Here is a 19,438-nt window from a genome sequence, read left to right on the forward strand (position 1 = left end):
CATGGACGCGACCGAGCTGCGGCGACTCGTGGAGGAGCAGCTTCGGCTCTCCCGCCGGCAGCAGGCCCGGATCCGCGAGCTGGAGCGGGAACGGCGGCCCCCGCTCGCCGTCGTCGGGCTCGGCCTGCGGTTCCCCGGCGACCTGCGTACGCCGGAACAGCTCTGGGACTTCCTACGCGGGGACGGGCACGCGGTCACCGGTATCCCGGCCGATCGGCCCGGGCTGCGGTCCGCGTACCAGCCGGGAGCGGCCCGGCCGGGGCGGTCCTACGTGGACCGCGCCGCCTTCCTGACCGACATCGGCCACTTCGACGCGGACTTCTTCGGCATCTCGCAGCGCGAGGCCGAGCTGCTCGACCCGCAGCAGCGGCTGCTGCTGGAGACGGCCTGGGAGGCGCTGGAGCGCGCCGGGATCGCGGTCCGCCGCGCCGACCGGCTGGACGTCGGGGTCTTCCTGGGCATGATGGCCTCCGAGTACGGCGAGCGGCTCGCCGTCCGGGAGGACAAGACGCCGCTCGACCCCTACTACGCCACCGGTGGCGGGCTCTGCTTCGGCGCCGGCCGGATCAGCTACGTGATGGGCTTCGCCGGCCCAGTGGTCAGCGTGGACACCGCCTGCTCATCCTCGCTGGTCGCGCTGCACCTGGCGAGCCGGGCGCTGCGTGCCGGCGAGTGCCGGTACGCGCTGGTCTGCGGCTCGAACCTGCTCTTGTCGCCGAACCTGATGGTGTCGCTGTGCCAGAGCCGGGCGCTGTCCCCGGAGGGCCGCTCCAAGTCGTTCCTGGCCTCGGCTGACGGGTACGGCCGGGGCGAGGGCGTCGGCGTGCTGGTGCTGATGCGGCTGGACGAGGCGGAACGGGAGGGCCGGCCGATCCTGGCCGTGGTGCGGGGCAGCGCGGTCAACCACGACGGCGCCGCCTCCGGGTTGACCGTGCCGAGCGGCCCCGCCCAGCAGGAGGTGGTCCGGGCGGCCCTCGCCGACGCGGGGGTGGGCGCGGCCGACGTGGGCTGGGTCGAGGCACACGGCACCGGGACGCTGCTCGGTGACCCGGTCGAGGTGGGCGCGCTGGACGCCGCGCTCGGCGACGCGGTCCGCGAGCGCGGCGTACCGCTCGCGATCGGCAGCGTCAAGGCCCGACTCAACCACCTGGAGGCCGCCTCCGGGGTGGCCGGGCTGATGAAGACCGTGCTCATGCTGCACCACGGTGAGATCCCGGCGGCGCTGAGCGAGTCCGACGGTCCGCTCAACGAGCACATCCCGTGGGACCGGCTCGGCTTCACCGTGCCCCGGCGCAACGCGCCCTGGCCGGCGGAGCTGCCCCGCCGGGTCGCCGGGGTGAACTCGTTCGGCATGAGCGGCACCAACGCGCACGTGGTGCTTGAGGCGTACCAGCCGGCGGGGGAGGAGGGCGGGACGGCGGCCCCGGACGGGCCGGAACTGCTCACCCTGTCCGCCCGGGACCCGCAGGCCCTGGCCACCCTGGGCGCGGCGGTGGTGGCGCGGCTGCGTACCACCGACCCCGCCGACCTGCCGGCGCTCTGCCACACCCTGCGCAGCGGCCGCGCGCCGTTCGGATACCGGGTGGCCGTCGTCGGTGGCACGGCCGACGACCTGGCCGTCCGGCTGGCGGCAGCGGTACGGCGGCCGGCCGAACCGGCCGGGCGGCTGCGTCCGGTCACGCTCTGGGTCGCTCCCGACCACACCGCTCTGGCGGTGGCGCTGGACGCGGTCCACGCCCGGTATCCCGGGCTGTTGCCGCGCGACGCCGGTACGGAGGCGCCCGACCGGTGGGTGGCCCTGCTCGGCCGACTCGGGGTCCGGGTCCGGTGCCGCCGGGACACCGGTCGACCGGCCGACGCGGCCCGTCTCCAGTGGCCGGGCGCGGACGGTACGGCGCGGGTCGCGCCGCTGGCCACCGCCGTGCCCGAGGCGGCTCCCGGGCTGCTGCTCGACGCCCTCGCCGCGCTTTTCCTGGCCGGGCTCGACGTCCGCTTCGACCACCTGCGACCGGCCGGCGCCCGGTTCCGGCCGGACCTGCCCACGTACCCGTTCCGGCGCCGCCGGTTCTGGGTCGACGAGCCGGTCGGCGCGGCGACCACCGCGTACGGGGAGTCCGGCGACGGCGGCGACGAGCCGTTGCCCACCGACCGGGCGGGCATCGAGGCGTACCTGATGTCCGAGCTGCGCGACGTGCTGCACGCCGAGGAGGAGCTGGACCCGAGCCGGTCCTTCCTGGAGACGGGCGGGGACTCCTTCGTCTCCACCCTGTTCATGACCCGGATCGAGGAACGGTTCCAGGTGGCGCTCACCCCGGACGACCTGCCCATCGACCGCCCGCTGGCGGCACTGCTGGCGACGATCGCCGACCACATCACCGGCCGACCGGTCGCGGCCGGGGAACGGGAGTGACCACATGAGCGCGTTCCTCCGGCCGCGGCCGGTTCCCGACCCCGACCTGCGCCTGGTGGTCTTCCACCACGCGGGCGGTTCCGGCAGCGCCTACTTCCCGGTCAGCCAGGGTGTCCCCGCGGAGTGGGACCTGCTCCTGCCCGACCTGCCCGGCCGGGGGCGCCGCCATCGGGAGGAGCCGCTGCGGGACATCCCCGCCATCGTGACCCGGATGGTGCAGGACCTGCTCGACTGGGCCGACGCGCCGTTGGCGCTGTTCGGGCACAGCCTGGGCGCGGTGGTGGCGGCGGAGACCGCCCGGGCACTCGGCGCGCTCGGCGTCGAACCGGTCTGGGTCGGGGTGTCCGGCCGGCCGGCCGCCGGCTACCGGGGACCGAAGGCGTCCCTGCCGTACGACGTCTCGGACGACGAGATGATGCGGCATCTGTTCGCGCTGGGCGGCATGCCGGACCGGATCCACGAGGTGCCGGAGTTCCGCGCCCAACTGCTCCGCCTGGTCCGCGCCGACCTCGGCGCGCTGGCCGCGTACGCGCCGCCCGCCCGGCCGCCGCTGACCGTGCCGCTCACCGCCTTCGGGGGTACGGAGGACGACTGGGCCCCGCCGGCGGCGATCGCGGCCTGGGCGGACGAGACCACGGGGCCGTTCCGGCGGCTACTCTTTCCGGGCGGCCATTTCCACTTTCTCGGCGCCGAGTTCGGGTCCTTCACCGCCGCGCTGGTGGCGGAGATTCGGGCGGCGCTCCGGTCCACCCCCGGCGTGGTCGCCGCCGCGTCACCCGGCATGAGGAGTGCACGATGAACACGACGGACCGGCTCGCCCCGGCGGATCCCGCGTCGGCGCCGAGCACCACTCCGGTCGACATGCGACCCCTGATGGCCAGCTTCCCGTCCGGCGTCACGGTGACCACCGCGCTGCACAGCGACGGCCGGCCGTGGGGGATGACCTGCACGTCACTGTGCAGCGTGTCCCTCGACCCGCCCATCCTGCTGGTCTGCCTGCGCTGCGGCAGTCCCACCCTGGAGGCCATCGCGGCCACCCGGTCGTTCGCGGTCAACCTGCTGCACGAGCAGGCCCGGGCCTTCGCCGAGCTGTTCGCCTCCGGTGCGGTCGACCGCTTTGAGCAGGTCCGGTGGCGCGCCGACGGCGACGCCGCCGGTCCGCACCTGCTCGACGCCGCGCACACCATCGCCGACTGCGACGTGGTCGAGGACAGCGTCGTCGGCGATCACGTCGTGGTGCTGGGCCGGGTCCGGGCGGTGACCCGGCTGCGTCCGCAACGCCCCCTGTTGTACGGGCTGCGCCGCTACGCCACCTGGTCGGACTCCGTCGACGGCAGCTACCTCTTCTCCGACGCGCAGGCCTTCGACTGGTCCTGACCGTCGCTGTCGTCTCCCCGCTGAGAACCGGTTGACCGGGTGGCCGCGACATGCGGGCCGCCCGGCGCGACACGTCGGGACGGTGACCGGCGCTCGCCCGCATCCCGGATGTAGTGGCCTCGGCGCGGCCTGAGGCCACCACATCCCGGATGCGGCACGACGTTGCACGGCGGGGCGACTGTAGGCGGTCTGGCCACCGCGCGGTGTGCCGCCGCAGAGGCGGCACCTCCGTTCAGGACGGTACGCCGAGCGCCTCCGGAGCGGCCTCGGTCGTCGCCCGCGCACCGGTTGGTCCGCTGTCGGCGGCGAACGCGGCGATGCGCTCGGCCAGCCGGGCCGAGGAGGCGGCCGAGACGATCGAGTGGTGGTCCTCCGGCCAGCGCTCGACCGTCAGGTCCGGGCAGATCGCCCGCCAGGCGGGCACCGGGTCGGGCCGCTCCACCCGGTCGGCCACGACGAGCAGCACCGGCGCCACGCCCGGGGTGGGCCGGTGGGCGGCCAGCGCGGCCAGGTTGTCGCCGTGCACCCGGACCAGCCGCCGGTATCCGGCATCGTCAACCTCGGCGGGCAGCAGCCCGGCCGCCCGCGCCGCGGTGTGCGCCGCCTCGGCCAGCCCGGCTTCTCCGGCGGTGGCGAGGGCGGCGGCCACCGGCTCCGGCAGCCGGCCGCCGGCCAGGTCGGTGAGGAACTCCCGGTGCCGCTCCCGGTCGTCGGCCGGTACGCGCAGGGTCCGGATGTCGCTGTCGACCAGGACCACCTGGGCGGCCTCGCCCTCGTCGCGCAGCTGGGCGGCCACTTCGTGGGCGAGCACGCCCCCCATCGACCAGCCGGCGAGCAGGTACGGCCCGTGTGGCGCCAGCCGGCGCAGCTCGGCCCGGTATCCGGCGGCCATGGCGGCCAGGCTCGGCGCGGCCAGGGCGTCGTCGCCGGCCAGCGCCCGGCTCTGGAAGCCGTACACCGGGCCCGTCCAGGCGCGGGCCAGGTCGGCGTACCGGGCGACCGATCCGCCGACGGGATGGCACAGGAACAGCGGCCGGCCGGCGCCGTCGGCCAGCGGCACGGCGCAGCGTACGGTGCCGTCGCCGGCGGCGAGCCGGGCGGCCAGGCCGCGTACCGTGGGCGCGTCGAAGATCTGCCCGAACGGCACCTCCGTGCCGAGTTCGCCGCGCAGTCGCTGCACCAGGCGCAGGGCGAGCAGCGAGTTCCCGCCCAGGGCGAAGAAGTCGTCGTCCGGCCGGATCGTCGGCACCTCCAGCAGATCGGCCCAGATCCGGCAGAGCCGCTCGGTCAGGGCGCTCGCGCGGTCCCCGCCGGCCGGGGCGGGAGCCGTCGTGGCCTCGTCGGGTACGTCGGCCCGCGCCGCGGCCTCGGCCGCCGCCAGCGCCCGGTCCAGGTCCACCTTGCCGTTACCGCTGAGCGGCAGCCGGTCCAGCAGGTGGATCCGCGCCGGCACCAGGTACGCCGGCAGCCGCTCGCGCAGGTACTCCCGCAGTTCCGCCGGCTCCGGCGCGGCGTCGGCCTCGGGTACCACGATCGCGACCAGCCGGCGCTGCCCGCCCGGGACCTGTTGAGTGGTGACGGCGCAGTCCCGCACCCCCGGATGGGTACGCGCGGTCGCCTCGATCTCGCCCGGCTCGACCCGGAACCCCTGCACCTTGACCTGCCGGTCCTCCCGGCCGAGGAACTCGATGGTGCCGTCGGGCCAGTAGCGGCCCAGGTCGCCGGTTCGGTACAGCCGTTCCCCGGTGGCCGGGTCGGTGACGAACCGCTCGGCGGTGCGGTCCGGGTCCCGCCAGTAGCCCCGGGCCAACCCCGCCCCGCCGATGTAGATGCCGCCGACCGCCCAGGGTGGACGCAACCGGAACCCGTCGTCGAGCACCCGCATGGTCTGGTTCGGTAGGGGCCGGCCGTACGGGATGCTCCGCCACGCCGGGTCGACGGCGTCGATCTCGTAGCTGTTGGACCAGATCGCCGCCTCGGTGGCGCCGCCCAGCGCCGTGACCCTGCCGCCCGGCCAGGTCTCGCGCAGCCGGTCGGGCAGGCCGGTGGGCACCCAGTCCCCGCTGAGCAGGAACGCCCGGATCGGCGGTCGTGACCCGGCCGGCCGGGTCGCCACCACCTCGACCAGCATCTGCGCCAGCGCCGGCACCGAGTTCCACACGGTCGCCCCGTGCCGGGTCGCGGCGTCCGCCCAGCCGAGCGGGTCCGGGCGGCTGCCCCCGGCGGGCAGCACCAGCGTCGCCCCGGCCGCCAGGGCACCGAACATGTCCCAGACCGAGAGGTCGAAGCTGAGCGACGAGATGCCGAACACCCGGTCGTCGGGGCCCAGCCCGAACCGCTGGTTGATGTCGAGCACGGTGTTGAGGGCGGCCCGGTGTTCCACCGCCACCCCCTTCGGGCGGCCGGTGGAGCCGGAGGTGTAGATGACGTACGCCAGGTCGGTCGCGGCCCCTGCGGGCCCGGCCGGCTCCCCGGCGGTCGACGCGGCGTCCGAGGCGGACGAAAGCCGGTCCACCTGGACCGCCGTGACGTCCCGGCCGGCCAGGTCGGCGGGGTGGTGCGACTGGACCAGCACCACCCGGGCCGCGCATTCGTCGATCAGGTGACCGATCCGCTCGGCCGGCAGGGCGACGTCGACCGGGCAGTACGCGGCGCCGGCGCGCAGCACGCCGAGGACGGCGACCACCTGCTCCCAGCCCTTGGCCATCACCACCGGCACCAGGTCACCCGGGCCCACTCCGTGCCGCCGCAGCAGCCCGGCCACGCCGGCCGAGGCCGCCGCCAACTCCCGGTAGCTCAGCGTGCGGGCGTCGGTGACCACAGCCGGGTGGTCGGGCCGTTCGGCGGCCTGGCGCAGGAAGCCGTCCTCCAGGCGTCCGGCCGGTGGCGGTCCGGCCGGCGCGTTGTCCCGGAGCACCACCGCGAGGTGGGCGGGCGGGACGGGCTCGACCGGCGTCGCGGCCTCCTGGCCGAGCGACCACAGCATCCGCTCGTACGCCTCGAACGCCAGGTCGGCCAGCCCGGCCGGGAAGGCGTCGTCCACCACGTCCCAGATGCAGTCCACACCCCCGTCCGCGGCGTCCTGGAGCTGGTTGTCGACCAGCACCTGTGGGGTACGCAGGTGGCTGTCGACCTGCCGGCAGACCGGGCGGCCCACCGCGTCGCCGCCGGGCCGCCGTGGCGCGAGCATGCTGTTGAAGACGTACGGCAGCGCCGCGCGACTGGTCCAGCCGCGGCGGGCGGCCAGTTCCCGGGTGATCCGCACGGCGGTGACGTCGCTGTGCGCCATGTCCCGCCAGAGCTGCCGCTGCAACTGGCGGGCCCGCTCCCAGAAGTCGTCGGCCACCCGCAGGTCCACCTCCAGTGGCAGGGTGGCGCTGAGCTGGCCCACCACGCCGGACAGTTCGGGGTGCAGGGTGGGCAGGTTCTGATGCAGCACGTTCAGGCAGAACCGGGGCTGCCCGGCCCAGCCGCCGAGGACCTCGGCGAAGACCTGCAGCAGCGCGGTCGGCGGCAGCACCCGTTGACGTCGTGCGGTGGCGCACAGCCGGTCCCACTCATCGGGGCGCAGGTGGCAGACCCGGCGGACCATCCGTACCGGGTCGATGCCGGCGAGCGGGCGGGCCAGCGGCAGTTGCGGGGCGTCCGGCAGGCTGTCCAGCCGCTGTTCCCAGTACCGCCAGTGCTCCTGGTACGGCTCGCTCTCCTGCCAGGCCGCCAGGTCTCGTACGCACTCCCGGAACGTTCGGGCCACCGGTGGCAGCGCCGTGCTCGGGTCCTGGTAGAGCTGCCACCACTCACCGAGCAGATGCCGGGTGGCGGTGGAGTCGAGCAGCAGCAGGCTCATCGCCAGGTGCAGCCGCCACCGGTGCCGGCGCAGCCGCTGGGCGACCACCTCGAACAGCGGCCACCCGGTCGGGTCCACGCCCTGCTCGGCCATCCGGTCCCGGACCTCGCACAGCGCCGCCTCCCGGCCGGCCGCCGGCAGCCCGGTCAGGTCGGTCACCGTCAGCGGGAAGGGGGTGATGCGCTCGTCCGGCAGGACCCGCTGCGCGCACTCCGGCAGGATCACCGTCCGGAGGTGCTCGTGCCGGTCGATCAGGCGGTCGACCGCCGCCCGGGCCCGGTCCGGGTCGAAGTCGACGACGTCCAGCTCCACGTACATCGTCGGCCGGAAGCCGCCGAGTTCGATCAACGGGCTGCTGCCGACGAGGTAGCCGGCCTGGAGGTCGGTCAGCGGGAAGGGGAGCCGCGACTGGGGGTCCGTCATCACAGGATTCTCCGGCGGGTACGGGTGTCGGTAGGGGTTCTCCGGGTGCCTCGTGGCCGGGGTGGCCGGCGTGTCTGGCCTGGTCAACGCGGGGCGGCGGGCGCTGGGCCCGGGCCCGGTGCGCCTAGAGGGTGGACCTCCCCGCCCCTGCTGTCTTCGCGCAGATTGCTCTTCCTACAGCCCTCGACATCGCCGCGCGCGATCGCCCGTCGGCCGGTGCCGTCCCCGTACGCCCGCCGGGGTGAGCCGCTGCCGGAGCGGCGGATTGTTCCCGAAAGGACGGCGCCGGGACATCTCCCAGATTGCTCTGATCGGCAGATCAGAGCCGCTTGTGACCGGCCGTTCCGGCCGCCTATCGTTCGCTCACCCTGCCCGCTCGTCGAGGGAGCGTACATCGATGAGTATCACCGTTCCCGCTGTCGCCGCCCCGCCGGAGGGGCTGCTCGCCGTCGGAGAATCCGTCGCCACCAACGGCCTGCCAACTACCGCGGCGGAGGCCGTTGACCGGCACCTGGCCGGCGCGGCCGAGCTGGAGCAGGCGGTCTGGGCGAGCGCCCGGTCCGCCCCGACCCGGCTGCGGGCGGCCGCCGGCCTGCTGCTGGCCGCAGTGGTCGCCACCGGCCTGAACTGGGCGCAGTCGCTGGCCTGGCTGCGGGGCGACGCCGACCCGGCCACGGACACCCCGGACGAGGGGAGGACGCCTCGGATCTCGGGCCCTGAGGGGCGCGCCGCGGCCGAGGCGGCGTTCCTGCGCAACGAGGCGGAGTGGACGGCCTGGTACCGCCGGACCCGGGAGGAGATCGGGTCGTCGGGCACCGAACTGGGGCAGTGGCGTCGGCACCTCTGCGACACGCTGGCGGACCTGCGCCGGCTGGAGCGCGCCAACCGACTCGACGCGCCGTCCGGGTCGATCTTCCGACGGCTGGTCGGGCTGCACCAGGAACGGCTCGGCCTCACCGCCGCCGAACGGGCCCAGGCCGGCTGGCTGGTCTCCCTGGTCCTGCTCCGCAGCGCACCCCGGGGCCCGTTCTTCGCCGACGGCCCACAGGCTCTGGACCGTCGCCTGCACGAGGAGACGAAGTACGCGCTCGCGACGATCATCGACCAGATGCCGGATCTGGTCGGCGCCGGCACCGAGGGCCGACAGCCGCTGCCCACGCGCGGCACCCCGCTGCCGCTGGCCCGGCCGGACGCGCCACCGTCGGACCTGCCCGGGCTGGCCGAGGCGCTGCTCGCCCGGCGCAGCGCCTACGGCACGTACGAGGGCCCACTCAGCGCCGACGAGCTGGGCCGGCTGCTCTTCTACTCCGCCGCGGTCACCGGTGAGAAGACCATGCCGGGCGCGGAGGCGCCGTTGTCGGTCCGGCCGCACCCGAGCGGCGGCAGCCGCTACCCGATCCGGCTGCTGCTCTACTGCCACGACGTGCAGGGCGTGCCGCGCGGGCTGTACCTGCACGACGCCGAGGCGCACGCGCTGCTCCCGCTCGACGACCGGGACCTGACCGGCGAGCTGATCCCGGCCGTGCCGGCGACCGACCCGCGGCTGCCCGCCACCAAGGCGGGCGGCAAGATCGACGCTGCCGGGTGTCCACTCTGGGTCTTCCTGGTCGCCGACCTGACCTACCAGCGGCTGCACTACGGGCTGCGCTCCTACCGGCTGGTGCTGCTGGAGGGCGGACATGTGGCACAGAATCTGTCCCTGGTCTCGGCCGGGCTGGGTCTGTCCAGCGTCGGCCTGTGCGGCTTCTACGACGACGCGCTGCACGGCGCGCTCGGCCTGGACGGGGTGAACTCCGCCGTGCTCTACACCTACCTGGTCGGCCGGGTGACCGCCCCGGCCCCGCCGGCCTGACCGGACCGGCCGCACCGCGCCGCGCTGCCCCGCGCCCGCCGCTGCCCCGCGCCCGCCGCTGGCCGGCGCGCGGGCCGCCCGGCCGGCGGGCCCGACAGCCCGCCGGACACGCCGGGCGGGCCGCCACGGCTTCGACGGTTCGTCAACGGCCGGGTACCCGGTGAGATGATGAACGTATGCAGGTTGGCATCCTCGGGCCGCTGGTGGTGGCCGCCGACGGGCGGCAGGTGGAGATCGGTGGCGCCCGGCTGCGTCGGCTGCTGATCCTGCTCGCCCTCGAGGTCGGCCGCACCGTGACCGTGGAGGCGTTGACCGAGGCACTGTGGGCGGAGACCGCCCCCAGCGACCCGACCAACGCCGTGCAGTCCCTGGTGTCCCGGCTGCGTCGGGCGCTGCCGGTCACCTCGGCCCTGCACTCCGCGCACGGCGGATACCGGCTGGCGCTGCCCCGGGAGGCGGTGGACGCGTACCGGTTCGAGCGGTTGGCCCGCGAGGGCCAGCGGGCGCTGCGGGCCGGGGATCCGGCCACCGCGACCACCCGCCTGGACGAGGCGCTGTCCCTGTGGCGCGGGCCGGCCCTCGCCGATGCCACCGACGCGCGGTACGCGGCGGCGGCCGCGGCCCGCCTGGAGGAGCTGCGACTCTCCGCCCTGGAGGACCGGGCCGAGGCCGACCTGGTCGCCGGCCGGGGCGACCAGCTCGTCGCCGAGCTGGAGGAGCTGGCCGCCCGGCACCCGCTGCGGGAGCGCATCCGGGCGCTGCTGATGAGCGCGCTCTACGGCACCGGCCGGCAGGCCGAGGCGCTGCGCTCCTACGAGGAGTTCCGGGCCCGGCTCGCCGAGGAACTGGGCGTCGACCCGTCCCCCCGGGTACGCGACCTGCACGTGGCGATGCTCCGCGGCGATTTCGCGCTGCCGACCGCCGCCGCCCCGTCGTCGGCTGCCGGGCCCGGGTCGGCGACCGTGCCCGGGGCGGCGCCGGCCGGGCCGCCGCCCGCACCCGTGGCCGCCCGGCCGGTCGTCCCGCCCGGCAACCTGCGCGCCCCACTGACGACCTTCGTGGGCCGCGACGGCGAGCTGCGGCGGCTCAGCGACCAGCTTCGGGACGGGCGGCTGGTGACCCTGGTGGGCCCGGGCGGTGCCGGCAAGACCCGGTTGGCCAGCACGCTGGCCGGTTCGCTGGCCGCCACCCACCCGGGCGGCGCGTGGCTGGTGGAACTGGCGGCCGTCACCGATCCGGACGACGTGCCGCAGGTGATCGTACGGGCGCTCGGCCTGCGCGAGGCGGGTCTGCTGGACGGCCCCGCGCCCCGGGGCGTGCTCGAGCAGCTGGTCGAGGCGTTCTCGGTCGCGCCGACGCTGCTGGTGCTGGACAACTGCGAGCACCTGGTGGACGCCGCCGCCCAGTTGGTCGACGAACTGCTCGGCCGTTGCCCCGAGCTGCGGATCGTGGCGACCAGCCGGGAGCCGCTGGGCATCGTCGGAGAGACGCTGTGTCCGGTGCCTCCGCTCGCACTGCCCCTTCCGGAGGCGGCCCGCGCCGAGGCCGTCGAGTCGCCGGCGGTGCAGCTCTTCGTCAACCGGGCGTCGGCGGTCCGGCCCGGCTTCGTGGTCACCGACGCCAACGTGGGCGCGGTGGTCGAGATCTGTCGTCGGCTGGACGGGCTCCCGCTGGCCATCGAGCTGGCCGCGGCCCGGACCCGTACGCTGCCTGTGGAGGAGTTGGCGGTCCGCCTCTCCGACCGGTTCCGGCTGCTCACCGGCGGCAGCCGGACGGCCACGCCCCGGCACCGGACGCTGCGCGCGGTGGTGGCCTGGAGCTGGGACCTGCTGGAGGAGGACGAGCGACGGCTGGCGCAGCGGCTGGCGGTCTTTCCCGGTGCCATCACCCCGCAGAGCGCGGCCCGCCTCTGCGCGCTGCCACCCGCGGTCAAACCGGCCGCGCTGGACCTGCTCGCCGCGCTGGTGGACAAGTCGCTCCTGCAACGGCTGGACGGGCCCCGGCCGCGCTACCGGATGCTGGAGACGATCCGGGAGTACGGCCTGGAGTGGCTGGCCGAGGAGGGTGAGGTGGCCGCCGCGCGGCAGGCGCACGCCGAATACTTCCTGCAACTCTCCGAGGAGGCGGAGCCCCGGTTGCGCGGGCCGGAGCAGGTGACCTGGCTGCCCCTGCTGACCGCCGAGCGGGAGAACCTGCTCGCCGCGTTCCACTTCGCCTGCGACACCGGCGACGCGGCGGTGGCGGTCCGGCTGGCCGCCGCGCTCAGCCCGCTCTGGACGGTGCAGAGCAATCACGCCGAGGCGGCCGCCTGGCTGCGGGCGGTGCTCGAGCTGCCCGGCGAGGCGCCGCCACCGGCGCGCCGGGTGGCCACCGCGGCCTACCTGTTCAACACCGTCCTCTCCGGCGGCCGGGTCGGAAATGAGGTCCCGATCGACACGCTGCTGGCCCGGCTGCCGGGGCCCGGTGGCTCGGACGATCACCCGGTCGCCGCCCTGCTCGACCCGGCGCTGGCGTTCCTGCGGGAGGACACCGCCGCCGGCCGGGCGGCCATCGACCGGCTGCGCGACCACCCCGACCAGTGGGCACGCGGTGCCCTCATGTTGCTCTCCGCCCTGTTGCACGGCCAGGACGGCGACACCGACGCGATGCACGCCGACCTGACGCGGGCGGCGGCGGCGTTCCGTGAGACGGGTGACCGGTGGGGGCTTTCGATGGCCCTCACCTTCGAGACGCATGTCCAACTCGTGCTCGGCGACTTCTCGGCGGCGATGACGGCCGCCGAGGAGGCCCGCACCCTGCTGCACACCCTGGATCCCGCGGACGACGCCGCGTTGCAGCGGGTCATGCTCGCGGTCGCGTTGATCTGGCACGGCGACCTGGCCCGCGCCCGGGACGAGCTCCGGGCGCTCGTCGCGCCCGCCGCCCGACCCGTCGCGGCCCGTTACCTGGTGCTGGCCCACATCTGGCTGGGTCACCTCGCCCGCTACGACGGCGCCTTGGACGAGGCGGCCCGCGAGTACGACCGGGCCCGGGTGGACCTGGACCGGCTCACCTTCGACGCCGCGGTGTACCGGGCGATGCACCTGTGCGCCTCGGCCCAGCTGGCGGTGGCCCGGGAGGCCCAGGAGACCGCCTGGGAGCACCTTGCCGCCGCGTTCGCCATCGCCACCGAACTCGGTTACGCGCCGGTGCTGGCGGAGATCGGCGTGGCTGCGGCGGCGGCCTGCCTGACGCGCGGGGAAGCGGAGCTGGCCGCCGAACTGCTGGGGGCGGCCAGCGCCCTGCACCGGGGCCCGGACTCGTTCCATCCTGATGCGACCGAGCTGGGCCGGCGGCTGGCCGAGGCGCTGGGCGGGGACGCCCACGCGGTCGCCGTCGAGCGGGGACGCTCACGGGACCGGGCGGACGCCCTCGCCCTCATCGGCGCTCAGGTACGCCGTCGGTAGGCGCGGACCGCCAGCGGCATGAAGAACACCAGCAGCCCGAGTGACCAGAGCAGGGTGCGCATCACCGGGCCGGCCACCGGCCCGCCGAGCAGCAGTCCCCGGCACGCCTCCATGGCGTGGCTGGCCGGGTTGATCTTGACCCAGGCCTGGAGCCAGCCGGGCAGGGTCTCGGTGGGCGCCACCATGTTGGTGCCGAAGGCGAGCGGGAACATGGTGAGGGTGACGATGCCCTGCACCCCGGCGGCGTCCCGGGACACCACGCCGGCCAGCACGTAACCCCAGCTCAGGCAGAAGCCGAAGAAGACCGTCAGCGCGCCCGCCGCGAGGGCCTGGAGGAACCCGGTCTCCACCCGGAAGCCGAGCAGGTAGCCGAACGCGAACACGGTGACCAGCGAGATCACGTACCGGATCAGGTCACCGAGGACCGAGCCGATCAGTGGCGCCGACCGGCCGATGGGCAGGCTGCGGAACCGTTCGAAGACGCCGGTGCGGATGTCGGCGTTCAGGCTCACGCCAGTGATCATGATGCCGGAGATGATCACCGTCATCACCAGCGCGGCCGGGAAGATGAACTGGAGGTAGTTCTTGGTGTTGCCGGAGACCGCACCGCCGAACAGGTAGACGAACATGACCAGGAAGATCACCGGGATGAGCACCGCGTGGGCGAGCCCCTCCGGGGTGCGGCGCACCTTGATCAGGCTCCGCCGGGCCAGCGCGAGGCTGTGCCGGAGCAGCCCGTACGGGCGTCGGACCGGCTCGGTGATCGCGCCGGCGGACTGGTTGGGGACACTGGTCGCGGTCACGCCGCCACCTCCTGCTCGCGCTCGGGCTCGGCGGTGTGCCGGCCGGTCAGGGTGAAGAACACCTCGTCCAGGCTGGGCAGCCGCAGGGACAGCTCGGTCACCGCGATGTTCGCCGCGGCGAGCTGGCGGACCACCTCGGTGAACGCGGAGTCGCCGACCACCGGCACCGTGATCACCCCGGGGCCGACCTGGTCGGGCACGTGCCCGGCGACGCTGCCCAGGATGGCCGCTGCCTCACTCACCTGCGCCGGGTCCGCCGCCCGCAGCTGGATGGTCTGCCCACCGACGATCTGCTTCAGCTCGTCCGGGCTGCCGTTGGCGATGACCTTGCCCTGGCCGAGCACGACGATGTCGTCCGAGAGGTTGTCCGCCTCCTCCAGGTACTGCGTGGTGAGCAGGACGGTGGTGCCGTCGCCGGCCATCGTCCGGATCATCCGCCAGACCTCGTCCCGCTTGGCCGGGTCGAGCCCGGTCGTCGGCTCGTCGAGGAAGATCACCTGGGGCCGACCGATCATGCTGGCGGCCAGGTCGAGCCGGCGCCGCATACCACCGGAGTAGGTGCTGACCCGGCGACCGGCCGCCTCGGTCAGCTCGAACCGCTCCAGCAGCTCGCCGGCCCGGGCGGTCGCCTCGGCCTTGCGCAGGTCGAGCAGCTGGCCGATGAGCACCAGGTTCTCCGCGCCGGTCAGCTCCTCGTCGACCGAGGTGTCCTGCCCGGCGATGCCGATCAGCCGGCGCACCCGGGCCGGGTGACGCACCACGTCAATCCCGCCCACCGTCGCGGTGCCCGAGTCCGGGCGCAGCAGGGTGGCGAGGATGCGTACCGCCGTGGTCTTGCCCGCGCCGTTGGGGCCCAGCACGCTCAGGACCGTGCCCGCCCGGGCCGCGAATTCGACGCCGTTGAGCGCTGTGTTCGTGCCGAAACGCTTGACGAGGGCCTCGGCCTGGAATCCGTACTGCATGAGCCAATGCTGGCAACGCCCGCTGGCAGAGCCCGCACAGATCGCTGTCACCTCGTCGAACGGCGGTACGGCCACCGCACGCCGCCGCACAGGGAGCGGGGCCGTGGCCGACATCGGGGAGTCGGCCACGGCCCCGCATCGGGGGGTGAGCAGGGTTCAGGCGGTGTCCAGGTCCCGCCGCCGGAAGGTGGCCAGACCGGCCACTCCCAGCAGCAGCACCAGCGCCCCCAGCCAGATCAGCGGCATCGCGGTCACATCGCCGCCGGGCAGCCGGGGAAGGTGGGTGAACGGGGAGACGTCCATGACCCACTGGTTGAGTTCGAGCACCGGGCCGAGCTGGGCGATCAGCAGGATCGCCCCGACGAAGAGCCAGGCGACGAGCGTGGCGCCGGGCAGCAGCCCGAACAGGGCCCCGGCCAGCGCGGCGGGAAGAAGCGCGGCGGGCAGCTGCACCAGCGACGCGCCGAGAATCCGGGGCAGCTCGCCACCCACGTCCCCGGACCGTGCCCCGTGCACCAGCCCGACCACCAGGCCGGCGGTGAGCAGCAGCACCACCACGCCGACCACGGCCACCAGCAGGTGGCTGAGCGCGTACCGGGTACGGGTCACCGCGGCGGCCAGCACCGGCTCCGCCCGCAGCCCGGATTCCTCGGAACGCAGCCGCAGCACCGCCGAGACCGCGTACGCGGCGGCAGCCAGGCCGAGGATCCGCAGCACCCAGACCAGGTAGCTGTCGACCAGCACGTCGGCGCCGCCGAGCTGGCGGATCGTCTTGGCCGCGGTGTCGTTGCTGCCGACCATGTCGGTGATGTCGTAGGCCAGCGAGCCGAGCACGGCGGCGCCGACGGCCACGCCGGCCGCCCAGGCGATCAGGCCGCTGCGCTGCAGCCGCCAGGCCAGGGCGAGCGGGGTGGCCAGCCCGGGCTTGGCGTCGGGCGGCCCGAGCCGCGCCGCCAGCAGGCCCGCGCCGATGTCCCGCCGCTGGCTCAGGGAGACCGCGACGCCGGTGAGCACCGCGCCGGTCACCACGGCCAGCCCCAGCACCCACCAGCGCTCCCCGGCGTACGGCCGGAGCTGGTAGAACCAGCCGGTGGGGGAGACCCAGGCGAGCTGCCGGGTGCCGCCGGTGCCGTCGTTCGCCACCGACGCCGAGTCGGCGATACCGCGCAGCAGGAAGGTGGCGCCGAAGACGGCCAGCGCGATGCCGTTGGCGGTGCGGGCGGCCTCCACCAGTTGGGCGGTCACCGCCGCGACGGTGGCGAAGACCAAGCCGACCATGGTGACGCCCAGCCCGTACGCCAGCGAGCCCGTGCCGGGCAGCCCGGCCCCCATCAGGCCGGCCGCGGTGCCCAGCCCGATCACCAGGTCGGCGACGCCGACCACGAGCAGGGCGGCGGCCAGCCTCGCGTGCCGGCCGACGGCGGCGGCGGTGACCAGCTCCGCCCGGCCGCTCTCCTCCTCGGTACGGGTGTAGCGGACGACCAGCATGAGGCTGGTGATCGCGACCAGCAGCAGCACCCAGACCGCGCTCTCCTTGACCACGATCCCGCCGAGGTGCTCGACGCCGATGCTCGGCCCGCTGAACACCGCGGCCGCCGGGTTGCTGCCGATGCCCTCGGCGTACTCGCGCTGCTTCTCCGCGCTGGCGTACACGTCGGCCAGCGACCCGGCCGGGCCGGCGGCGAGGCTGATCGCGAGCAGGGTCCACACCGGCAGGCCGATCCGGTCCCGGCGCAGGGCGAGCCGGGCGAGGCGCCACGTGCCCACCAGCTCACTCATCGGGCACCAACCTTCTCACCGCTGTGGTGCGGGCCGACATCGTAGTGGCGCAGGAACAGCTCCTCCAGCGTGGGCGGCTGGCTGACCAGCTCCCGCGCCTCGTGCTCGCCGAGGCGGCGCAGCACCTCCGGCAGCGAGTCCGGGTCGACCTGCAGGCTGATCCGGTCGCCGTCGACCGTGACGTTGTGCGTGCCGGGCAGCTCGCCCAGCCCGTTGGCCGCGCGGCCCAGCCGGGCGTGGATCGTGGTGCGGGTCAGGTGGCGCAGGTCGCTCAGCGTCCCGGTCTCCACGATCCGGCCGGAGCGGATGATGCTGACCCGGTCGCAGAGCTTCTCCACCTCGCCGAGGATGTGGCTGGCCAGCAGCACGGTACGGCCCTGCTGGCGGACCTCGGTCACGCACTGGCTGAACACCTCGGACATCAACGGGTCCAGGCCCGAGGTCGGCTCGTCCAGGATGAACAGCTCCACGTCCGAGGCGAACGCCGCCACCAGGGCCACCTTCTGCCGGTTGCCCTTCGAGTAGGCCCGGCCCTTCTTGCGCGGGTCGAGCTGGAAGCGGTCGAGCAGTTCGGCCTTGCGCTGTGGGTCCAGCCCGCCGCGCAGCCGCCCGAGCAGGTCGATGGTCTCCCCACCGGAGAGCCGCGGCCAGAGGCTGACGTCGCCCGGCACGTACGCCAACCGCCGGTGCAGTTGCGTGATGTCCCGCCAGGGGTCACCGTCGAGCAGCCGGACCGTGCCGGCGTCGGCGCGCAGCAGGCCGAGCAGGACCCGGATCGTGGTCGTCTTGCCCGCACCGTTGGGGCCCAGGAAGCCGTGCACCTCTCCGGTGCGCACGGACAGGTCGATGCCGTCCAGCGCCACCGTCTTGCCGAATCGTTTGACCAGGCCCCGGGCCTGGAAGGCGTCACTCATGCGGCGAGGTTCGCAACCGGTGCTGGCAGACGACGCACAGATCGCTGTCACCCGGTCGCCGGGCTCAGCACATCCAGTCGGCCGCCCGCTCGCCGAGCATCACGCAGGTCAGGTTGGGGGTGGACCGGGGAACGGACGGCAGCACCGAGGCGTCCACCACCCGCAGCCCGTCCACCCCGTGCACGCGCAGAAACTGGTCGACGACCGCCCCAGGATCGTCGGCCGGCCCCATCCGGGCGGTGCCGGTCGGGTGCCAGGACGGCGCGGTGAAGGTGCGTACCGCCCGGCGCAGCAGCGGCTCCTCCGCCACCATCCGGTCGGTCCAGAGCAGCACCCGGTCCAGCAGGCCGCGCATCGCCGGGGCCCGCAGGAGCGACCAGACCAGCCGGGCGCCGGTCATCAGCCGCTGCTCGTCACGGGGCTCCCGGGCCAGGTTGAGTCGGATCTCCGGCGGGCTGTCCGGGGCCGCGTCGCGCAGGTGGACGCTGCCCCGCGAGTCGCTGCTCATCAACATCACCGCCACCGACACCCCCGGCCGCCCGCGCAGCATCGGGCCAAGGGTGGGTACGTCCTCCGGCGCGACGTTGCAGTTGAGGAAGACCATCAGGTCCGGGTCGACGCCGTCGCTCGCCGCCCGGGCCACCACCGAGTGCCAGGGATCGCCGGCCCGGCACAACCCGGCCCGCGGCACCGCCCAGATGCCCAGCAGCGGGTGGTCGCTGAGGTTCGCGCCGACGCCGGGTAGGTCGACCCAGGGCCGGATGCCGAGCGCGGTCAACCGGTCGGCCGGCCCGATGCCGGAGCGTTGCAGCAGCAGCGGGCTGTTCACCGCGCCCGCGCACAGCGTCACCCGGTCGGCCTGGACCCGCACCGGCCGGCCCGCCCGCCGTACCTCGACGCCGGTGACCCGGGATCCGTCGCCGAGCAGTCGCAGCGCGGTGGTGTCCGGCCAGACCGTCAGGTTCGGCCGGTCCCGCGCGGCGGCCAGGTACGTCTCGGCGGTGCCCATCCGGCGGCCCTGCCAGGAATTCGTCGGCAGCGGCCCCACGCCCGGGGTCGGCGTGCCGTTCAGGTCCGCCACCGGCGGCAGGCCCTGCTCCCGGCAGGCGTCGACGAAGGCGTCGCTGATCGGCGTGGTGGCGCTCAGCCGACGGATCGGGACCGGCCCCTGGTCGCCGTGCTCCGGACCGGTCACGTCGTGGTCGGTCTCCAGCCGGAGGAAGTACGGCAGCACCTTCCACCAGGCCCACTCCGGGTTGCCGGCGTCCGCCCACTCGTCGAAGTCGGCCGGCACGCCGCGCAGCGCGATCGCGCCGTTCACCGCCGACGAGCCGCCCACCACCCGGCCCACCCGGTACGGCACCGGCCGCTCCCCGTCCGCCGTCTGGTAGTCCCAGTTCAACCCCGCCAGCGTCGGCCGGCCGAGCTGTTCCGGGCCGCTCTGCGTTCCGGTGCGGTCGGGTCCCGCCTCGATCAGCAGCACCCGCCGACCGGACTGCTCGGAGAGGCGGCTGGCGAGGGTGGCGCCGGCCGATCCGGCGCCCACCACCACGTCGTCCCAGCCGGTGTGCGCCTCGCCGGTCATACCGCCTCCCTGGTTCGCCTCCGCCGGGCGCGCCCGGTCG

Annotated in this window: 11 protein-coding genes; 5 read left to right on the forward strand and 6 right to left on the reverse strand. The window is 74.9% G+C overall.

All coding sequences use genetic code 11. The annotated features are described in order from the left end of the window. Position 1: 1 nt before the first annotated feature. Genes GA0070604_RS13695 through GA0070604_RS13705 form a run of 3 tightly spaced genes read left to right on the forward strand, consistent with a single transcriptional unit; the run spans position 2 to position 3,787 of the window. Positions 2–2,410: a type I polyketide synthase gene (locus tag GA0070604_RS13695; RefSeq protein ID WP_091127105.1), complete on the forward strand. Its 2,409-nt coding sequence runs from the start codon at positions 2–4 to the stop codon at positions 2,408–2,410. Positions 2,411–2,414: 4 nt separating this feature from the next. Beyond that, positions 2,415–3,209: a thioesterase II family protein gene (locus tag GA0070604_RS13700; protein WP_091118297.1), complete on the forward strand. Its 795-nt coding sequence runs from the start codon at positions 2,415–2,417 to the stop codon at positions 3,207–3,209. Then, positions 3,206–3,787, forward strand: a complete 582-nt coding sequence (locus GA0070604_RS13705; protein ID WP_091118298.1) for a flavin reductase family protein — start codon at positions 3,206–3,208, stop codon at positions 3,785–3,787. Before GA0070604_RS13700 ends, GA0070604_RS13705 begins: the two co-directional genes overlap by 4 nt. Positions 3,788–4,019: 232 nt before the next feature. On the opposite strand, the gene GA0070604_RS13710 is transcribed toward GA0070604_RS13705, so the two are convergent. Beyond that, positions 4,020–8,057, reverse strand: coding sequence for a non-ribosomal peptide synthetase (locus tag GA0070604_RS13710; protein ID WP_091118299.1), 4,038 nt, complete (start codon positions 8,055–8,057; stop codon positions 4,020–4,022). 397 nt (positions 8,058–8,454) lie between these two features. On the opposite strand from GA0070604_RS13710, the gene GA0070604_RS13715 reads away from it, so the two are divergent. Beyond that, positions 8,455–9,909: a SagB family peptide dehydrogenase gene (locus GA0070604_RS13715; protein ID WP_091118300.1), complete on the forward strand. Its 1,455-nt coding sequence runs from the start codon at positions 8,455–8,457 to the stop codon at positions 9,907–9,909. 176 nt (positions 9,910–10,085) lie between these two features. Next, a complete protein-coding gene (locus GA0070604_RS13720) occupies positions 10,086–13,355 on the forward strand; it encodes an AfsR/SARP family transcriptional regulator (protein ID WP_091118301.1) in 3,270 nt (1,089 codons plus the stop codon). Here GA0070604_RS13720 and GA0070604_RS13725 read toward each other — a convergent pair. The 5 genes from GA0070604_RS13725 to GA0070604_RS13745 form a co-directional block, all read right to left on the reverse strand. Further along, a complete protein-coding gene (locus GA0070604_RS13725) occupies positions 13,337–14,158 on the reverse strand; it encodes an ABC transporter permease (RefSeq protein ID WP_244161881.1) in 822 nt (273 codons plus the stop codon). The two genes, GA0070604_RS13720 and GA0070604_RS13725, sit on opposite strands and share 19 nt — an antisense overlap. Beyond that, positions 14,155–15,120, reverse strand: a complete 966-nt coding sequence (locus GA0070604_RS13730; protein WP_091118302.1) for an ATP-binding cassette domain-containing protein — start codon at positions 15,118–15,120, stop codon at positions 14,155–14,157. Before GA0070604_RS13730 ends, GA0070604_RS13725 begins: the two co-directional genes overlap by 4 nt. Positions 15,121–15,276: 156 nt before the next feature. Beyond that, complete coding sequence (locus GA0070604_RS13735) at positions 15,277–16,899, reverse strand: ABC transporter permease (RefSeq protein WP_091118303.1); 1,623 nt, start codon at positions 16,897–16,899, stop codon at positions 15,277–15,279. Then, complete coding sequence (locus GA0070604_RS13740) at positions 16,896–17,813, reverse strand: ABC transporter ATP-binding protein (RefSeq protein WP_091118304.1); 918 nt, start codon at positions 17,811–17,813, stop codon at positions 16,896–16,898. The genes GA0070604_RS13735 and GA0070604_RS13740 overlap by 4 nt, the downstream gene beginning before the upstream one ends. Positions 17,814–17,877: 64 nt before the next feature. After that, positions 17,878–19,398 (reverse strand): GMC family oxidoreductase, encoded by a 1,521-nt coding sequence (locus tag GA0070604_RS13745; RefSeq protein WP_091118305.1) that lies wholly within the window; start codon positions 19,396–19,398, stop codon positions 17,878–17,880. Between the last annotated feature and the right edge of the window lie 40 nt (positions 19,399–19,438).

The sequence above is a fragment of the Micromonospora eburnea genome, assembly GCF_900090225.1.
Taxonomy (GTDB): domain Bacteria; phylum Actinomycetota; class Actinomycetes; order Mycobacteriales; family Micromonosporaceae; genus Micromonospora; species Micromonospora eburnea.

Excerpts from the sequence above, each read along its gene's own strand:
- GA0070604_RS13695 (WP_091127105.1), top strand. The coding sequence starts at position 2 with ATGGACGCGACCGAGCTGCGGCGACTCGTGGAGGAGCAGCTTCGGCTC.
- GA0070604_RS13700 (WP_091118297.1), top strand. The coding sequence starts at position 2,415 with ATGAGCGCGTTCCTCCGGCCGCGGCCGGTTCCCGACCCCGACCTGCGC.
- GA0070604_RS13705 (WP_091118298.1), top strand. The coding sequence starts at position 3,206 with ATGAACACGACGGACCGGCTCGCCCCGGCGGATCCCGCGTCGGCGCCG.
- GA0070604_RS13710 (WP_091118299.1), bottom strand. The coding sequence starts at position 8,057 with ATGACGGACCCCCAGTCGCGGCTCCCCTTCCCGCTGACCGACCTCCAG.
- GA0070604_RS13715 (WP_091118300.1), top strand. The coding sequence starts at position 8,455 with ATGAGTATCACCGTTCCCGCTGTCGCCGCCCCGCCGGAGGGGCTGCTC.
- GA0070604_RS13720 (WP_091118301.1), top strand. The coding sequence starts at position 10,086 with ATGCAGGTTGGCATCCTCGGGCCGCTGGTGGTGGCCGCCGACGGGCGG.
- GA0070604_RS13730 (WP_091118302.1), bottom strand. The coding sequence starts at position 15,120 with ATGCAGTACGGATTCCAGGCCGAGGCCCTCGTCAAGCGTTTCGGCACG.
- GA0070604_RS13735 (WP_091118303.1), bottom strand. The coding sequence starts at position 16,899 with ATGAGTGAGCTGGTGGGCACGTGGCGCCTCGCCCGGCTCGCCCTGCGC.
- GA0070604_RS13740 (WP_091118304.1), bottom strand. The coding sequence starts at position 17,813 with ATGAGTGACGCCTTCCAGGCCCGGGGCCTGGTCAAACGATTCGGCAAG.
- GA0070604_RS13745 (WP_091118305.1), bottom strand. The coding sequence starts at position 19,398 with ATGACCGGCGAGGCGCACACCGGCTGGGACGACGTGGTGGTGGGCGCC.